Below are 17959 nucleotides of genomic sequence, written 5' to 3' on the forward strand. Positions count from 1 at the left end.
ATGGTAAAGAAGATATTTTTTGCAATTATTATCTTCATTGTTATTATTCCACTTGGCATGTGGGCTGCGTGGTTTTTTACGCCCAATCAAAAATTAGTAGTTGCAGTTATAGATAAATCTGTAATTACGCAGAACCGCGAAAAACACCTCTCACTAAACTGGGTTTTAAACAACAACAGAATTACTAAAACCTCACATCAGGCCTATAACGCAAAAGCGGATTATTTTGGTTTTTTCCCCGAAGATGATGAAAATTACAAGATTAAAGGGCTTGAGCGTTTTACGCACACGCAATTAAAAAAATTGAGCAAAGATGCAGATGCTGTTTATTTTACAGACACGTATGGTGTTTACAGCAGCGACTGGTATAAAAAGGGAGATGGCGCGGGAAAGCCGGGATTGTTATATGGTGGCTTAAGCCAAAACGACGTCGATTTTCTAAAGCTGATGAAGAAGGAAAAGAAGTTAATTCTTGCCGAATTCAATACCATAGGCTCCCCAACTTTAAGCGAAAACAGACATGAATTTGAAAAATTGTTTGGTCTTAAATGGACAGGCTGGACGGGACGATATTTTGATAATCTGGATAAAGACAGAAACAGCGATATCCCGCAATGGATGGTTACCAGTTATGAATCCACAAACGGTACAAAGTGGAATTTTAAAAAATCAGGAATCATCTTTGTGGGAAAAGAACAACAGGTTATCGTTCTCGAGGAAGGGACTGATCTAAATCGCTCAATGCCTTTTATAAAAAGCACAAAAAATGCCCGGAAAAATCTTTCGCTGCCAGCGGAAATAAAATATCCATTTTGGTTTGATGTGATGCAACCAGATTTAGCGATAAACACGATTGCCGCATCCTTTGATATTGACGTGAATGCTAAAGGCAAAGCTTTATTAGCGCAACACAACATTCCGTTTAGTTTTCCTGCCGTAACCAGTCACACCGGTTCTGACTACGATTTTTACTACTTTTCAGGCGATTTTAGTGATAATCCGGTAAATTTTAAAAGCTCTTATTTTAAAGGGATTTCCGCTTTTAAAAGTCTTTTTTACGACGACCGCCAACCGCTGGAACGAGCAAGTTTTTTCTGGAAATTCTACCGCCCAATGCTAGGCAGTATTCTTAAAAATCAGAAGGCTAAATTGTAGTTATTTCTGGCTGGTATACTTGGTGTAAATAGAGTCTGGAATAATTTTAAAGCCGTTTGTGATCTTGTTATTTTTCAGCTTAAACGCATTAAAAGCGCTAATTAATTGCTCTTTTTTGGCTTTATCATCTATTGGGGTTTCATTCATATTTTCATCTAACCTAAAGAGATTATTTCCGTTAAGGTGATACTCACCCATTACAAAATCTATCATGCTGGTTTTTGTCTGCATAAGGGGGATTTTATGCCTGTTTTGGAAGGTTTTTGTAGTATCAAGCCCCTGCCCCATCCAGCTCTCAAATTCTGGTGTTTTAATCTTATAGTTGGTTTTTAAATAATTGATAAGACTGGGTGCGATATCAAAATGACTGGAAACCGATGCCATTACTTTTGTGCGTTTTAATAAAGGCGAGTAAATAATTAGCGGAACATGATAACGATCTATTTTTGTACTCAGCGGAATTTCAGGAATACGGTGATCTCCCGTTATTACGAAAATAGTATTCTCAAAGTCAGACCTGTTATGATATTTCTTAAAGAAATCTTTTAGCGCATCATCTGCATATAAAATGGTGCTGTACTGCTTTTTATAATTTTCGCGCTCAGCTTTTTCTGCCGTATTCAGATCCATTTCGCTTAAGCGTTTTTCAAAATAATCGTTGTATTTGTTTTCCTCCTTAATTAAAAACGGACTATGGGTAGCAACCGTGAGAATCACACTTAGCGCAGGTTTATCACTTTTATCTGAATTTCTCTTTTCAAAATAGTAATCAAAAACTTCTTTATCACCGTAACCCCAGGTAAAGCCGTTATGCTCAGGCAATTTTTGATATGTGGCAGGAAAAGTCGCTTCATCATTGATCTCAGCAACATTATTTTTTTGAAGATACAGCTTCATATTATCAAAGCCAGAATCGCCGCCGTAGTAGAAAGATGTCTTATAGCCAATATTTTCAAGCACATTAAAAAGTGATAATTGGTCAGGCATATTTTCTCCCATAGCCAGGTAACCATTTTTGCTAAAAGGCAACGAACTCATTAAAGACGGCAACACAGCAAACGTACGGCCGCCGTCGCTTAAGAAGTTTTTCCAGTACAAACTCTTTGTAGAAAGTGAATCGAGAAATGGGGTGAAACTGCCCAAATAAGCATCTTTGTTGGAGAAAGCCCTGCCTAAACCTTCAACCAGAATGATAACAATATTGGGAGCTTTTTCTTTAGGTTGAAAAAATGGTGAGAGCACATCTGTCGTATCTGCTCTGTGCAAGAAAGGATAATCACGATCTACATATTCAAAACTTTCGCCTTCATTGATATCTGCCAGATAACTGTCTGCGTAAATATCAACCTCATATTCTGGTTTGAATAAGTAATCATCTACAGAGCCGTAAAATATTTGAGATTTATTGGTAACGATATTAGATGCAAAATCAGAATCGAGATCAAAATTATTAGCGCTTTTAACACTGCCAAAACTGAGCAGAACCAAAGAAACCATCGGCAAAAAAATCGCCAAATATTGGTTCATTTTTAGCCTTTTTGGTATAAAAATCAAGGCTAATATTAAAGGCGCAATCACCAGAAGAAATACAAAAACTGAAAGAAAGCTCACACTTCCTGAAGCTCCCACAGTTTGTGAAATATCTGTGTATGAATACCCAAAAAGGTCAGCTCCCAGCGTTACTAAAGCCTCATTAAAATAATTGATTAGGAGTAGATTAATACAAAAAAAGAGAATCAAAAATACCGAAGCGCTAATCTGCGCGATCCTTTTGGAAAACAAAGAAACGAGTAAAAATACCAACGTAAAAGGAAGCAGACATTTTAACCACAATTGCAGATCTATAAACCAACTTATCGCAAGTAATTTAAAACTACCCTGTGGTAAAGCATGGCTGTAAGCATAAACAGACAACTCAATTATCCGGTAAAAAAGCATGAAAATCAGCCAGATTATAGTAAAAATCGCAGCAGATTTTAAGGCGAAAAGCACCTTCTCTAAAATACTATTTTTCTCAGGAGTAGAATCTTGATCCATCATTGATTTAGGAAAATGATCAGGACAAGATAAAGGTTGTTAGCGATTTAAAAAAATAAGATTATTCCTGTTAGCAAATTGTTTATTTACAAGCTTCAAATTATTATTTAGCTAAATATTTAGGTAGCCGTTAATTTTATGTAAACACAAAATTTATTTCTTCTTTATTGTTCTAATTTTAAAATACCAACTTTTAAATTTTATGTAATTAACCACTACTTCAAATGATTAAAAACTACACGCTTAAATTATTACAATTACTTCCTGTTGCTTTTGTTTTTTCGCTCGTTTTACAAGCCGAAAATTCGCTCGCTCAAACGCAGGAACCACCAGCGCTTTCTGCAATAAAAGAAGCTGATTTAAAAAAAGACCTGTTTGAAATGGCAAGCGACTCGATGCGCGGGCGCCGTGCAGGAACTTTAGATGAATTTCGCGCTGCGGCCTGGGTCGCTCAACAAGCTCAGGAAGCCGGCCTTGAACCGGCTGGTGATGATGGAACTTACTTTCAATTCTTTAATTTAAAAAGGACTACAGTTTCAACAGAAAGTGAAATTTCCCTTAACGGAAAAAAACTTGAAATGTGGAAAGAAGCCTGGGTAACTGCACCAACTGAAGCTTCTGTAAAATCGGCTGTAACCTGGCAAAAATCGCTCGCAGACACCACAAAATCCCTTTCGGGGAAAGTAATCGCGATGGATTTAATCCCGCCGTCCCCCCTTCCAGCAGAAGGGATGAGCCTTTGGGTTTACCGATATGCTTTATCTGCAATACGCCAGCAAGCCGGCCAACTCATAAAACAAGGGGCTGCTGCAGTTATTCTGGTAGCAGATTCTACTGCACAGTCGCAAATAGGATTCTTTGGTCACGGTTTTGAAGAAGGTCGTTACCAGATAGAAGGTATGAATCCACCAGATACTAAAGCTGCTCCCGTAGTTTTAGTCGGCTCTAAATTTAAAGATGAGCTAATGAGTGAAAATACGGAAATTTCGCTACAGCTGGGTGTGAATATTTTTGATTATCCTTCAGAAAATGTAATCGCAAAAGTTCCCGGTACAGATCCTGAACTTAAAAACGAATATGTACTTTTTAGCAGTCATCATGATCATGACGGTGTAGGTGTTCCTGATAAAGATGGCGATTCTATATGGAATGGTGCAGATGACAATGCTACGGTTTCTGTTGCTTTGCTGGCAATAGGAAGAGCATGGAAAGCTAACCCCGGTAAACGCAGCGCTCTTTTTGTATGGCACGGCGCAGAAGAACGTGGTCTTTTAGGTTCGCGCTATTTTGTAAGACATCCTGTGGTAAAAAAAGAAGCAATAGTCGCTGTTCTTAATGGTGACATGATAGGCAGAAATGACCCTGATTCTGCAGCTTTGCTGGGTTCTATAGAACCGCATCGCAATTCGCAGCAACTTGTAGATATGGCGATGAGCGCAAATGATGAACTTACCCATTTTAAGGTAGATACTTCATGGGATGCAGAAGAACATCCTGAGCACTGGTACTTCCGCAGCGATCATTTACCGTATGCGCAATGGGGAATTCCGTCACTTATGTTCACTACTTTGTTGCATCCTGATTATCACACTCCGCGCGATGAACCCGAAGGCATAGATATAACCAAGCTTACTAAAATGACAAAGTGGATGTACGGTACAGGCTGGAAAGTTTCAGAAAGTACAGCTGCGCCTGCTTTAGAAGAATAGATTTTATCAATTGCTTAACAACTTTATACAGGTTTGGGTTTATAGATTTCACTAACTTGAACCTGCTTAAAAAGGCAATAAAAAGATTCATATGATGAATCGTAAAAAAATTCTATCAACCTTTGGCTTGGCCGGATTATTTTTGGCTTTGCCAAAGGTTGCTAACGCGAAACAAATGGAAATCAAACAGTTTCATTTTAAAGACGACGGTAAGATACCCAATAGTAAATATCCCCTTTTAGTCTATAAAAACGCCTTTTCTGAACGAAATTCCGCCGGCGCGAAATGGCTGGAAGACACCTTTGCGTCTAATAACTGGACGAATTCCTGGAGAAATGGTATCTATGACTTTCACCACTACCATAGCACTTCACATGAAGTTCTCGGGGTTTATTCCGGCGAAGCTTTAGTTCATTTAGGTGGAGAGCAAGGCGAAAAAGTAAACATAGAAGCAGGAGATATTGTCATTATTCCGGCAGGTGTTGGTCATAAAAATTTGGGCAGTACTGATTTAGGAATTGTGGGCGCTTATCCTGATGGTAGAAGCTGGGATATCAATAAAGGTCTAGCAGGAGAAAGACCAGCTGCAGATAAAAACATAGCGGCTCTGCCAATCCCGGAAGCCGATCCTCTTTCTGGTAAGGAAATGTCAGAGTCATGGACCAACGCATAAATCAAGAATCATCACTAACTAACTATAATAAAACATGACCAAATATCTATTTTCGACTAAAAATTTTATTTATCTCACCTGTTTGTCCTTAGCGACATTAACAGCTTGTAAGAACGATGCAACAGATAAATCTGAAACTTCAGATGAAAAATCTAACCTTGCAATAAGTTCTAACAATGCAGATCTTACAGTACCTGAAGGGTTTGGTGTGATTAAAGTCGCAGATTCTTTAGGTGCAGCAAGACATATAGCTGTAACAAAAGAGGGCGGAATTTATGTAAAATTAAACCAACCTAAAGACAGTAAGGGAATTGTTTATCTTCAGGATACTAATGGTGATGGTGTGGCAGATTCAACCAGCACCTTTGCTAATTATGGCGGTACTGGTATTTATTTAACTGACGGTAATCTGTATGCAACTTCAGACCAGGAGATTTTTCGCTATAAGCTTGATGCTGATCAAAAAGTAACTAATCCTGAAAGTCCGGACACAATTGTAACTGGTCTTATCAATCGCAGACAGCATGCGTCTAAATCAATTACGCTTGATGGTGCTGGCAATATTTATGTAAACATTGGCGCATATTCTAATGCGTGCCAGGTACAAAGCAGAACGCCTGGTTCACCGGGAATGCAGCCCTGCCCTATTTTAGATTCTGCCGGCGGGATCTGGAGATTTAATGCAGACCGATTAAAACAAACTTATGGCGATGGTACACGCTATGCTACCGGACTTAGAAATGTGGTAGGTCTTGACTGGAACACACAAAATGACAAGCTTTTTGTGATGCAGCATGGTCGTGACCAATTGCACACTCTTTTCCCTGATCTTTACGATGAAAAAACTTCTGCCGTTCTTCCTGCAGAAACAATGTATATGTTGAATGAAGGAGACGATGCCGGCTGGCCTTATATTTATTATGATCAACAAAAAGAAGAGAAAATAGTTGCTCCGGAATATGGTGGCGATGGTGAGAAAACAGGCGGTGAGAATGCAAATGACCCCGTTGCTGCATTTCCTGGTCATATGGCACCTAATGCTTTATTGTTTTACACGGGAGATATGTTTCCTGAACGATATAAGAATGGGGCTTTTATAGCATTTCACGGATCATGGAATCGGGCACCTGAACCACAAGAAGGTTATATGGTAGCATTTGTTCCATTTGAAAACGGAAAACCAAGTGGTGAATATGAGGTTTTTGCTAACGGTTTTGCCGGTATGGAAAGAGTAGAATCTCCCGGTGACGCAGCTCACAGACCAACTGGTTTAGCGCAAGGTCCTGATGGTTCTCTTTATGTTTCTGATGATACGGGCGGAACAATTTATCGTATAGTTTATAATCAAAAATAAACTTGCGATCATGAAAATTAGAATAGTAGCGCTGCCAATTCTAGGCTTAGCTTTTTTAATGCTTATTGGTTGCAATGGCGAAAAAAAGAAAAACACAGTAACTGAATCTGATGTAGAAATTCAGGAAACTACTTCTTCTGCTCAAACTACTGCAAAGGAATCACAAAAGGAAATACCAGCCTTTATGGAAGCAGGTAAAACTGTTTACACACAAAACTGTTTGGTTTGTCATCAATCAACAGGTAGTGGCGTTCCAGGCTTAAATCCGCCGTTAAAAGACACAAAATACGTTCTGGGTGAAAAAAATCAGCTAATAAGTATTGTATTAGATGGCTCTAATGAAGGACTGGTTGTGAAAGGCTCGACTTTCGCGAATGCGATGCCTCCTTTTGCTTCTCTAAGCAATGAGGATATCGCTAATGTGACATCATACATCCGTAATAGTTTTGGCAATAAAGCTGAACCAATTACGCCTGAAGAAGTTGAAACTGTACGCACGCAAACCAAGTAGAATTTTAAAATGAAAATAAAAAATGGAATATAGAAAACTAGGAAACACAGATCTAAATGTTTCAGCAATAACCTTTGGTGCCTGGGCTGCCGGAGGATGGATGTGGGGCGGCACAGAACGTAAAGATGCTATACGTGCAATACAAGCAGCTTATGATGAAGGTGTAACTTCTATAGATACAGCTCCTGTCTACGGCATGGGTACAAGTGAAGAAATAGTTGGCGAAGCTATAAAAAATTACTCCCGCGATAAAGTGCAAATACTAACAAAATTTGGAATGCGTTGGGATGTTCAAAAAGGCGATTTTTCCTTTCACAGCAAAGATAACAGCGGTAAAGAAATCGATTTGTACAGATACGCCGGTAAAGAAAGTGTTATTAAAGAAGTTGAGGACAGTTTAAAACGTTTGGGCACAGATTATATTGATCTGTATCAAATACATTGGCCAGATACTACAACTCCTATTCAGGAAACTTTTGAAGCTGTTGCGAAACTAATTGAGCAGGGAAAAGTGCGTTATGCAGGAGTTTGCAACTACAATGTAGAGCAAATGAAAGAAGCTGAAAAATACGTGAATTTAGCATCAAATCAAATTCCATTCAGTATGGTAAATAGAGCTGTAGAAGATGAAGTTGTTCCTTATTGCATTGAGAATAACAAATCAATATTAGCTTACAGCCCAATGGAGCGTGGTCTTCTTACAGGAAAAATAAAGCCTGGCCACGAATTTGCAGAAGGTGATCACCGTGCCAGCAATAAATATTTTACTGACGAAAGTATTAAAAAGACTAATGGCTTTCTTGACAAAATAAAACCTATAGCTAATGAGAAAAATGTGAGTCTGGCTCAGCTTGTTCTAAAGTGGACGATTGAACGTCCCGGAATAACAATAGCATTAGCAGGTGCCCGTGATGAAAGCCAGTCTGTGCCAAATGCAAAGGCAGCAGATATTAATTTATCTGGAGATGAAATTGAATTTATTAATAAAGAATTGGAAAAAATTAGCTAATTCGTTCAGTAATGACTTTTTTCAGAATCGCGTCAACGCAGTTAATACCGTCGATCGCGGCAGAAATAATTCCACCGGCATAACCGGCGCCTTCACCACAAGGGCATAGACCTTTAATGTGAATGTGCTCCAGCGAAACTGGATCACGTGGAATAGAAACAGGAGAGGATGTTCTACTTTCAGGTGCATGTAAAACTGCATCGTTAGTATAATATCCTTTCATTTTTTTACCAAAGGCAATAAAAGCTTTGCGCAAGCGTTTCGCAATAAGCGGTGGCAGAACTTCATTTAAATCTACAGAAACAATCCCTGGCTGATATGAAGTTTTCGGGAAATCGTTAGAAACGCGTTTTTCCACAAAATCAATCATGCGTTGTGCCGGTACACGCTGCGTTTTACCCGCAGCTTCCCAACAAGCTCGTTCTACTTCTTTCTGAAAATCGAGACAAACAAAGGGATTATCGGGTGAAAAGTTAGGTAAATCGGCTGGTTCTATACTCACCACAATTCCCGAATTAGAATACGGATTGTTGCGTTTGCTTGGGCTCCATCCGTTTGTGACGACCTCTTCCTGATTAGTTGCGCATGGAGCGATAATGCCACCCGGGCACATACAAAAAGAATAAACTCCTAAGCCATCTACCTGTTCCACCAGACTGTAAGAAGCCGGCGGTAAATATGGATTGTCATTATCACCATAATATTGAATGGAATCAATTAAGCTCTGCTGATGCTCTATACGCACACCCAAGGCGAAAGCTTTGGCCTCTATTTTAATTCCTTTTTTGTGAAGCAGATAAAAAATATCCCTTGCTGAATGACCTGTGGCCAAAATCACCTCATCAAAAGAAAGCCAATTTTCATCATTTATTTGAATCGCTTTTATTTGATTATTTTCAATTTGAAGATCTGTGAATTTTGAATCAAAATGCACTTCTCCACCCGCTTCGATAATAGCTTCACGCATAGCGGTTATTATCTTAGGTAACTTATTTGTACCAATATGTGGATGTGCATCGACGAGAATATCTGGATCTGCACCAAAATGTACAAACCACTCCATTGCCTTTAATACATTACCTCGTTTTTTAGATCGCGTATAGAGTTTGCCATCAGAATAAGTTCCTGCTCCGCCCTCGCCAAAACAATAATTAGATTCCGGGTTTACAGTTTGTTCTTTATTGATTTTTGCCAGATCACGTCTTCGCGAACGCACATCTTTTCCTCTTTCGAAAATAATTGGTTTTAATCCGCCTTCTATTGCGCGTAAGGCAGCATATAATCCTGCTGGACCCGCTCCTATAATCGCGATTTCTTTCGCAGAAGCGACGTTTTTGGGCACAAAAGGGGAGATTTTTACCCGATTTTCACCGATTTTCCACAACTCTACCTGTAGCATAAGCTTAACCGGTTCATTGCGTGCATCTATAGAACGCTTTCTTATACGCCAGTCCTGAATCTGAGACTTTCTAAATTTGGATTTTTCAAGTGCAAGTTCAAAAATGTAATTATGATCTTCCTGTTGCTGCGGTAAAATAGAAATCTGAACAAGCCTACTCATTACAAAAGTGGATTTTTGGGTGAGGAAAGTAATCTTTAATTCTGACCTTTTTTCTTCCGCTTGAGCTGCATGGGTTTCCTGTAAGCTTTAAACTTTTCAACCCTCTTTGAAATAAATAAACTTATCAAATAGCAGGTTATTAAGCCAATAGCAATAGCCACATAATCAGTTACAATACCATCAAGTGCAATACAAATAATAATCGCCAGCACACTGAAAGCATTTACAAAAAGAGAAATCTGGTGATGCTTTAAACCCAGCCTTAATAGCAGGGAATGAATGTGGAGTTTATCTGGTGAAAAAGGAGAACGCTTTTGCATTAACCTAATTATCATAATACGGGAAGTATCAAAAATGGGATAGATAAAGAGAACCATCGCAAGGCTTACAGAATTATCTATTTTGAAATCTGCATAAGAGGGTAAACCTTCATTTACTTTTAAAAAAGTGACCAGCATTACCGCACAAAAGAAACCTATGAATAGAGATCCTGTATCACCCATAAATATTTTAGCGGGATGCCAGTTAAAACATAAAAAGCTAATAATTCCCCCCGACATGGCCGCGCACAGTAAAGCAATGTTAGTAAAGCCTGTAATGTAGAACCATACACCCAGAAAAAGTGTGCATAGTAATGCTATTGATCCTGCCAAGCCATCTATACCGTCTACCAGATTAAAAGAGTTTGTGAGCCCCACTATTACAAACACAGTCATTGCAAAACTCAGCCATTCTGGAAATATGATATCAAAACCAAGACTATAAAATGAAGTAATGTAAATTTCGCCTAATCCTACAACCACCCCAGTCGCAACAATTTGTATTAAGAACTTTATAGTAGAAGACAATTCTACCATATCATCTCTAATACCTGTTATTGCTAACACTACAAGAGCGAAAAACATGTACTTGTACTCACCAAAGAACTCCATGGGAGTCCAGATAAATGCAGAAAGCATAAAACCTACAAATACGGCTACGCCCCCCATAGTGGGAATATTGCCAACATGTAATCTTCTTCCGCCAGGAACGTCAACAACCTTCCTACCTAGAATAATTCTAATTATCTCAGGGAGTGTAATTAAGCCAATTACTAACGCTGTAAAAAAAGCAAAAAATATAAGTATGAGTGGTGTCAATATAATAGCTTATTTAGTAAAAAAGATGGCAAATATAGAAATTATATCCAATATTAATTATCTTGAGATTCTGTATGATCCCTTATAGTATTATCATCATCATGACACGATAGCTTATAATAAAATTAAAGCTGCTGGTCTGCATAAAAACAACTTTTTTACGCTATGATACCATAGTATATTATAGAGTGTTTTTATCAGTTTAAATCAAATATAATTTTTAACCAGTTTTTTAGACTATATTTCATTTTAATTGCCTCATCTACTTTTTGATAATCGGATTGTAAGAATTCATCAGGTATGCGGATATCTTTTCTATCAACTACACAAATATTAGAACTATTATAAAAATCATAATCTACGACTTCTTTATTGGTAGTGATTAATTTTTTATCTGCTCCTAACATTTCTATAGTTCTCATTGTAAGACCAGACTGGTCAGGATGTTCAATATCAATAACTATATCTGATTCATCTAAAATTTTAGAAATCTCATTATTATTTAAAGGCTTAAAATTTATATCAGTTCGCTCAATAACTCTAAAATTTTTATCGGTTATTTGCTTAAGTTTAAACAGTATTCTATCAGGACAATAAAAAAACTGATATGTTTTAAATCCTTTTTTTCTTATCTGATTTGAAATTTCTGTTACAACTGGATAACGATCACTGTGAACAGTACCAAAGAAACACGTTTTATAAGGCTTATCCTCTTTAAAATTCCCTTTGCCACATTGATTTTCAAATTCTTCTATAAAAAATAAAGGTAGGAATTCAATTTTAGAATCAATAGCTCTATCCCTAGCGTCAAATGTGAAAAACCTGTCTACTAAAGGAAGCATAAAATTAGACTTTTTCTTGTTCTTTACAGAATCCCACATATATGTCAAAAACTCTGCCTGGGGATTTTTGTTTTTGAAATTCTTAAAAATAGAATGGGTAATTGTTTCTGGATTTACAAGAAAGATGTAATCAAATTTTATATTTTCAGTTTCTTTTATAATTCTATCGTAGTGATTCTTAATTCTCTGTCCAATTAAGAATTTAAAATTGAGACGTATAAAAACTTTACTAAAAAAAGAATTTGAAGGTCTCTCATCATGCCATATCACATAACCTCCTAAATCTTCTAATGCTTTTTTTATTTTTTTTTCATAACCAAAAAATTGAGGGGAAAGAAATAAGATATTTTGTCCTTTGAGGCTTTTCATAATTATTTTAACAAACCTTTTTCTTTCATTTCATTAATCGATTTATCATAGGAATCGCTCTTTACTTCCTGACTATTTACCCAATTAACAAAATTATTAATGCCCGTTTCAAAGTCAACTTTTGGATAAAATCCTAAATCATTTTTAATCTTTGCAAGATCAGCATAATTATCTTTAATATCACCTAATCTAAAATTTCCAGTGACTGATATATTGACATCTGAAGCATATGCATTTTTAAGAGTTGTTGCCACTTTTAAAACATTTGTACGTTCGCCTGAGCCGACATTGTATATTTGATAATCAGCGGCATCATTTTCAAGTCCCAAAATGGTTGCATCCACTACATCATCAATATAGACAAAATCTCTACTTTCTAAACCATCTTCAAAAACATTGATATTATTACCATTTTTAATACGTGTAGAGAAAATCGACAATATCCCTGTATAAGGATTAGACAATGATTGTCCTGGACCATAAACATTTTGATATCTAAATGCCACCGCTGGAATATTTAAAGATTTACCTATGACCAAAAACATTTGTTCTTGAACTTGTTTAGTAATACCATATATTGAAGAAGGATGAATTTTGCTTGCCTCGTCTGTTGGCATCAATTCTACTTCTTTGCTGCAATATGGACATTTGACCTCAAAGTCTCCATGAAGCATATTCTCTTCATTTCTTTCAGTAGGGTAGATTATACCATGTTTTTGGCATTTATATTTGCCCTCACCATAAATGGAACGTGAGGAAGCCACTATAATTTTTTTTATATTATGGGTATCATTGGCTAAAATATCTAACATTAGAGAAGTACCTTGTATATTAACATCAGTATATTTCCCTATTTCATACATCGATTGCCCTGTTCCCGTTTCAGCTGCATAATGAATAACAGCATCTATTCCTCTTAATGCTCTTTTCCAATCTTCTTTTTTAGTAACACTACCATGAATAAAGTTTACTTTGTTCTTTATGGACATGTATAAAGCAGAAGATTCCGGATCTTCTCCATGTATTTGCGGAGATAGGTTATCTAGAACTGTTATCTCATAACCTTTATTGATTAATTTCAGTGATAAATTTGAACCTATAAAGCCTGCGCCTCCTGTAATAAGTATTTTTTTCATTTATGTTTTATCTTAAAAAATCTCCTTTGTTATTTGTTTTTTCCCACTGTTGATTTTCAGGATTATATCTTTTAACTATTTTAGCTGGTGCCCCTACAATCACACAATAATCAGGAAATTGCCCTCTTACCACTGCATTTGCGCCTATAATGCATTGTTTGCCTAAAATTGTTCCTGCCTGAATGGTCACCCCATAACCAATGAAGCAATTAGAACCTACTTGGGTTTCTGAAAATTTCATGGGCTGATCCATAATATGGACATCAACCTGATTGAAAGTATGTTCCGTATTAGTAATAAAAACATTGGCTGAAATAGTGGTATTTTCTCCTATGGTTAACTCTCCATCAGAAATAGCATGAAAATTTTGACCAATTGAAACATTGTTCTGAATATTGATCGAACCCATATCATTTAAAATTTCAAATCTGAAGTGGGGAAAAATTCGTACCCGTTTACCTAAGAAAACACGTTTAGCTCTAACTATAAATAGTGGATGACCTATATAACTCATGTTGCCAATTTTACCAAATATGAGTTTATAGCAAATTGCTCTTAAAGCCCAAAAATATCTTTTATCGAGAATAATATTCATCCATTAATTCATTTGCTACCATTTTACTTCCTTTAAGATTCTCATCCCTAAAATGACCATCGATTAAATAATTATAAAAAAAATAATAAAGAAATTCATCGACCTTCTGCTTATCTGGCCTCCAATTTCTTGAAAGCTCTAAAGCCGCACTTAAATTAGAGTGTGGTTTAATGCAAAGTTCAGGACGGTCATAATAAGCATTGCCGAGAACAACCACAGGTTTGTATAACGCAATGGCTTCAACCCCTACGGTAGAATTATTAACTATTACGACATCTGCCATTTGTAGTTGAACGTTTAAAGCCGTTTCATTATCAATAGGAATGTTATGAGCTTTTATAAAATTATAGAGGTTATCTTCATACCTTCCTTTAAACAAAGGATGCTCTCTTATGACTAACTTTGAATTCGCTGGTAGCGCCTTATAAACTCCATTAACTATATCATGATGATTACTATAATCTGGGCTATGATAAACCATATTAACATCAACAGGTACTTGAAGAATTAAAAGAAAAAAAGTTATTTCACTACTCTTGGTTTCGGCTTCAATTCTAATGTCCTCATAAACAATACTTTTTGAAGTACTATTGGGAGCTACAAATATATCAGAAGGCATAAATCCTACTGAACTCAATAATGTTTGCAGTATAAAGTCACTTCCTCTATAAATAGGGGATCTCTTGTATTTTTGTGACCGTTCTCTTTGTAAAAATTGCAGAATTAAACCTGCCAGATTTAGCTCTGCATTTACAGCTATCTCTTTTTTTCTAATCGTTGCATTTGTATTAACACCCTCAGTATCTAAAATGGTAGTACCAAATGGACCCTGTTCAAAATAATAAATTTTGATACCCAGCCTTACTGCTAAAATGTTTAAAATTTCTATCACCATTCGGGAATCCCCACTCAGTATTAGCACATCGGGTTTATTATGTTCTAATTTTTTTTCCCAATAATCTATCGCCGCAATTGCCTGCAACAGTAAAGCAGGTTTATATCTCGTGCCATTACATATTATATGATAGTTGATAACCCCTTCTAAATCAATACCTTTGTAAATTTTAGATGAATCCAGTTTTTTTTTATAACCCTCTCTTGATAATAACCCCCTTATATAAATTATCATTGAACACCAAGAAGCCTCATGACCCCGGATCCAAAAATATAAAGCACCACTAAAATAAAGGCTATGGTATCTAAACTCAATAGTAGATGTTTCACGCTTAAATTCTTTTTTAACACCTAAAAAAAAACGTGCAAAATCATCATAATATCCTATAGCTAAAACCTTCATTTTATAATTCTTTGAAAAAATTCAGTCTGAATTTATAAGGCAACAAGTTTCTTTCTTCCCCAAGTAAATATAGAACACTACCTGTTAAAATTAGACTCAAAATTACAACTGAGCAATAAACTAATATTTTAGACTCCTTTGCAAATATTCTAAGTAAATAAGAAAAGAGAATCACATTACCAAAAAATAAATAATATTCAATTCTTGAAAATAATGTTGTTGATAGCATAAGAATTGAAACTAAAGATGAAAAAAACGTCAAGTTTACAAAAAACAAATCATTTTTATCATTAATAATTTTTTCTTTATTACAGAATAGCAAAAAGAAAATACCAATAAGCAAAAGTATAAATAGATGACTCCCCAAATTCATAGGTTCAAAAAATCTTAAATATCTTTCGCTTAAGTAACCTGACGAAATACCGCTTATACTTAAAGCTAGCAAAAATAGATTTTGAATCCTATTAATCGCATATATAAGTAATGTAAGAAGAAAAAGTGTCATATAGATTCTCTTTCTATACTCCTTCATTAAAACAAAATATAAAGGGATTGTCAAAACAATAGAAATGTGAAAAAAAGCTCCAAATAAAATGGTAAGCAAAAATAGTTTAAGGCTTCTTTTTATTATAAAAGGTATAGACATTAGAAAAAATCCTACTGCAAATCCTTGCCTCACAATGCCGCTTAAAATACCAGAATAGATATTGATCAAAAGTAAAAGAACAAGTATTGAGATTACATAATTCTTGGAGTATTTAGAAATTAGCCAAATAAATACTCCTATAAGAAAAAATGTTTGTATAAAAATAACAATCTGAAAATTAAATCCCAGATCTCTTGATATTGAATTTAAAAGTAAGTAACCTTTTTCCAGGCCCACATATCCCTCTCCAACTGATTTAAGATTATGAATTTTATTAAAAATAATTTCATACGTATTATAGTCTCTACCAGCATCGAATCGGATACCATAAAAAATTATAAGAATAACACCACTTATGAATAAATGAAAATTTCTAATATATTTATTATCCAATCCATGGATATTAAGGGCGATTACTAAAAGATAAACGAATAAATAGTAGGACATTTTTAATACATCTCTTAACGCATAAAATTCTAAAAATCAATGTGCTTTAATTACGTTACATAATTTTTCTCTTAAATCCTTATCAAAAATCCAAAGTAAGCAAAAATAAAAAAGGTAGCCTAGGCAAAGTGGTATTGTAACTTGATACAATTTCGGAAGGTTAGCTAAAAAGGTCTTTACTTGTTCCATTATAAATATTGCTATTAAAAAATAAATAACTATATAAAAAAACTGATATTGAAAAATATTAAGTTGGTGCCTTTTATATAATATAAAACTACCTAAAATTTTTGTTACCAATAAAGAAAAGATAGTTGCTATTGAGGCTCCAAGAATACCGTATTGGGGTATAAGCAAATAATTTAATACGGCATTCATTATTATACTAAGTAATAGTATACGAACAGAAATTTTTACACTACCCACCATATTAAGTATCTCTACAGGACTCCCTAAAAAAACGAGCAACGCGTACCCTGAAGATAATATCATTAACGAAAAATCACCCTTCAAATATTCAGCTCCAAAAACACTAAGTATGAATTCTGGGAAAATTATGAATGGTATTAATACGCCCAAGGATAGAATTACGGCCAGTTTTAAATTAGCCTTGTACTTCCTTAAAACATTATTATCCTTTAACATCATTTTTATTACCGGCTCAGAAGATTTGACCAGAGCGGTATATGGAAAAAGTATTACCAAAGTCAGCAAAATGCAAACATCATATATTGCCACACTTTCATTGGTCGAAAGATTGCCCAACATCATAACATCCAGTCTACTTAGAACTACAAAAATAATGGAGCTAAGACCAAGTTGAAAACTATACGTAAATCTTTTAAAAAAATTAAAAAACTTCACATTAAAAACCTTTAATAAAAAAGGAAGTTTATATAGAAGAATAGCTATTAGTGCCAGCTGTGATAAAATCATAGCCCATGCTAGGGATTCAAAAGTGTGGCTAAAAATGGCAAACACAACAAAAAAAAGAGCTCGAAGTGCTCGCTGGGTAAAATTAGTTAAAGTAAAGCTGGAATTAATAGAGCCTATTGCACGGAGTCCTGCAATTCCTACATTAAAAAAACCCCAGAGCGGAATCATTAAAAGAGTCAAATGATAATTTTCCAGTTCTATATTTCCACTAAAGACTGTATCTGTAATAAATTGACCGAGAATATATAGTATAAAGGTTCCTGCAGATAATGTAAATAAAGAATAAAAACATTCTTCTATTATAAGTTTTTGTTTTTCTCCAGCCTCCAGTTCTTGACTATAATAAACAACTCCATTATCTCTACCAAAAACAAAAAATACAACAATTAACGAGACAAAAGAAAAGGCAAGCCTAAACTCACCATAGATCTCTGTATCAAATGTTCTTGTTATATAAACTGTGATGATGAACATCAAAAGAGTACCCAACACATTGGTAAACACTCCAGTCATTACATTATTAAAACGCTCTAGTCTCACAGG

General features: G+C 35.5%; 15 protein-coding genes. 6 read left to right on the forward strand and 9 right to left on the reverse strand.

What is annotated here, in order from left to right:
• The gene (locus ACH3PA_RS01565) at nt 1-1155 is read left to right on the forward strand and encodes a hypothetical protein (RefSeq protein ID WP_416441191.1); all 1155 of its coding nucleotides are present in this window, start codon (nt 1-3) and stop codon (nt 1153-1155) included.
• Here ACH3PA_RS01565 and ACH3PA_RS01570 read toward each other — a convergent pair whose 3' ends face one another.
• Complete coding sequence (locus tag ACH3PA_RS01570; protein ID WP_416441189.1) at nt 1156-3195, reverse strand: LTA synthase family protein; 2040 nt, start codon at nt 3193-3195, stop codon at nt 1156-1158.
• 221 nt (nt 3196-3416) lie between these two features.
• On the opposite strand from ACH3PA_RS01570, the gene ACH3PA_RS01575 reads away from it, so the two are divergent.
• The 5 genes from ACH3PA_RS01575 (at nt 3417) to ACH3PA_RS01595 (ending at nt 8448) form a co-directional block, all read left to right on the forward strand.
• Nucleotides 3417-4901 (forward strand): M28 family metallopeptidase, encoded by a 1485-nt coding sequence (locus ACH3PA_RS01575; RefSeq protein ID WP_416441187.1) that lies wholly within the window; start codon nt 3417-3419, stop codon nt 4899-4901.
• A 91-nt stretch (nt 4902-4992) separates the two neighbouring features.
• Nucleotides 4993-5574, forward strand: a complete 582-nt coding sequence (locus tag ACH3PA_RS01580; protein WP_416441185.1) for a cupin domain-containing protein — start codon at nt 4993-4995, stop codon at nt 5572-5574.
• A 34-nt stretch (nt 5575-5608) separates the two neighbouring features.
• The gene (locus ACH3PA_RS01585; protein WP_416441183.1) at nt 5609-6928 is read left to right on the forward strand and encodes a PQQ-dependent sugar dehydrogenase; all 1320 of its coding nucleotides are present in this window, start codon (nt 5609-5611) and stop codon (nt 6926-6928) included.
• A 10-nt stretch (nt 6929-6938) separates the two neighbouring features.
• Nucleotides 6939-7439, forward strand: a complete 501-nt coding sequence (locus ACH3PA_RS01590; protein WP_416441181.1) for a c-type cytochrome — start codon at nt 6939-6941, stop codon at nt 7437-7439.
• A gap of 22 nt (nt 7440-7461) precedes the next feature.
• Nucleotides 7462-8448, forward strand: coding sequence for an aldo/keto reductase (locus ACH3PA_RS01595; RefSeq protein WP_416441179.1), 987 nt, complete (start codon nt 7462-7464; stop codon nt 8446-8448).
• On the opposite strand, the gene ACH3PA_RS01600 is transcribed toward ACH3PA_RS01595, so the two are convergent.
• From ACH3PA_RS01600 to ACH3PA_RS01635, 8 genes are all read right to left on the reverse strand, one after another.
• A complete protein-coding gene (locus ACH3PA_RS01600) occupies nt 8441-10009 on the reverse strand; it encodes an NAD(P)/FAD-dependent oxidoreductase (RefSeq protein ID WP_416448401.1) in 1569 nt (522 codons plus the stop codon). The two genes, ACH3PA_RS01595 and ACH3PA_RS01600, sit on opposite strands and share 8 nt — an antisense overlap.
• Nucleotides 10010-10044: 35 nt before the next feature.
• Nucleotides 10045-11148: a glycosyltransferase family 4 protein gene (locus ACH3PA_RS01605; RefSeq protein ID WP_416441175.1), complete on the reverse strand. Its 1104-nt coding sequence runs from the start codon at nt 11146-11148 to the stop codon at nt 10045-10047.
• Nucleotides 11149-11345: 197 nt separating this feature from the next.
• The gene (locus ACH3PA_RS01610) at nt 11346-12359 is read right to left on the reverse strand and encodes a hypothetical protein (RefSeq protein ID WP_416441173.1); all 1014 of its coding nucleotides are present in this window, start codon (nt 12357-12359) and stop codon (nt 11346-11348) included.
• 2 nt (nt 12360-12361) lie between these two features.
• Nucleotides 12362-13495 (reverse strand): NAD-dependent epimerase/dehydratase family protein, encoded by a 1134-nt coding sequence (locus ACH3PA_RS01615; protein WP_416441171.1) that lies wholly within the window; start codon nt 13493-13495, stop codon nt 12362-12364.
• Nucleotides 13496-13502: 7 nt separating this feature from the next.
• Entirely contained in the window at nt 13503-14090 is a 588-nt protein-coding gene (locus ACH3PA_RS01620; protein WP_416441169.1) for an acyltransferase, read from the reverse strand.
• Nucleotides 14071-15387, reverse strand: coding sequence for a hypothetical protein (locus ACH3PA_RS01625; protein ID WP_416441167.1), 1317 nt, complete (start codon nt 15385-15387; stop codon nt 14071-14073). The genes ACH3PA_RS01620 and ACH3PA_RS01625 overlap by 20 nt, the downstream gene beginning before the upstream one ends.
• Before the next feature lies 1 nt (nt 15388).
• Nucleotides 15389-16426, reverse strand: coding sequence for an EpsG family protein (locus tag ACH3PA_RS01630; RefSeq protein WP_416441165.1), 1038 nt, complete (start codon nt 16424-16426; stop codon nt 15389-15391).
• A gap of 90 nt (nt 16427-16516) precedes the next feature.
• A complete protein-coding gene (locus ACH3PA_RS01635; protein ID WP_416441163.1) occupies nt 16517-17956 on the reverse strand; it encodes a polysaccharide biosynthesis C-terminal domain-containing protein in 1440 nt (479 codons plus the stop codon).
• Nucleotides 17957-17959: the final 3 nt, after the last annotated feature.

The sequence above is a fragment of the Leeuwenhoekiella sp. A2 genome (assembly GCF_047946655.1).
GTDB lineage: Bacteria > Bacteroidota > Bacteroidia > Flavobacteriales > Flavobacteriaceae > Leeuwenhoekiella.

Excerpts from the sequence above, each read along its gene's own strand:
- ACH3PA_RS01580 (WP_416441185.1), top strand. The coding sequence starts at position 4,993 with ATGATGAATCGTAAAAAAATTCTATCAACCTTTGGCTTGGCCGGATTA.
- ACH3PA_RS01590 (WP_416441181.1), top strand. The coding sequence starts at position 6,939 with ATGAAAATTAGAATAGTAGCGCTGCCAATTCTAGGCTTAGCTTTTTTA.
- ACH3PA_RS01615 (WP_416441171.1), bottom strand. The coding sequence starts at position 13,495 with ATGAAAAAAATACTTATTACAGGAGGCGCAGGCTTTATAGGTTCAAAT.
- ACH3PA_RS01585 (WP_416441183.1), top strand. The coding sequence starts at position 5,609 with ATGACCAAATATCTATTTTCGACTAAAAATTTTATTTATCTCACCTGT.
- ACH3PA_RS01620 (WP_416441169.1), bottom strand. The coding sequence starts at position 14,090 with ATGAATATTATTCTCGATAAAAGATATTTTTGGGCTTTAAGAGCAATT.
- ACH3PA_RS01600 (WP_416448401.1), bottom strand. The coding sequence starts at position 10,009 with ATGAGTAGGCTTGTTCAGATTTCTATTTTACCGCAGCAACAGGAAGAT.
- ACH3PA_RS01575 (WP_416441187.1), top strand. The coding sequence starts at position 3,417 with ATGATTAAAAACTACACGCTTAAATTATTACAATTACTTCCTGTTGCT.
- ACH3PA_RS01610 (WP_416441173.1), bottom strand. The coding sequence starts at position 12,359 with ATGAAAAGCCTCAAAGGACAAAATATCTTATTTCTTTCCCCTCAATTT.
- ACH3PA_RS01625 (WP_416441167.1), bottom strand. The coding sequence starts at position 15,387 with ATGAAGGTTTTAGCTATAGGATATTATGATGATTTTGCACGTTTTTTT.
- ACH3PA_RS01570 (WP_416441189.1), bottom strand. The coding sequence starts at position 3,195 with ATGATGGATCAAGATTCTACTCCTGAGAAAAATAGTATTTTAGAGAAG.
- ACH3PA_RS01595 (WP_416441179.1), top strand. The coding sequence starts at position 7,462 with ATGGAATATAGAAAACTAGGAAACACAGATCTAAATGTTTCAGCAATA.
- ACH3PA_RS01565 (WP_416441191.1), top strand. The coding sequence starts at position 1 with ATGGTAAAGAAGATATTTTTTGCAATTATTATCTTCATTGTTATTATT.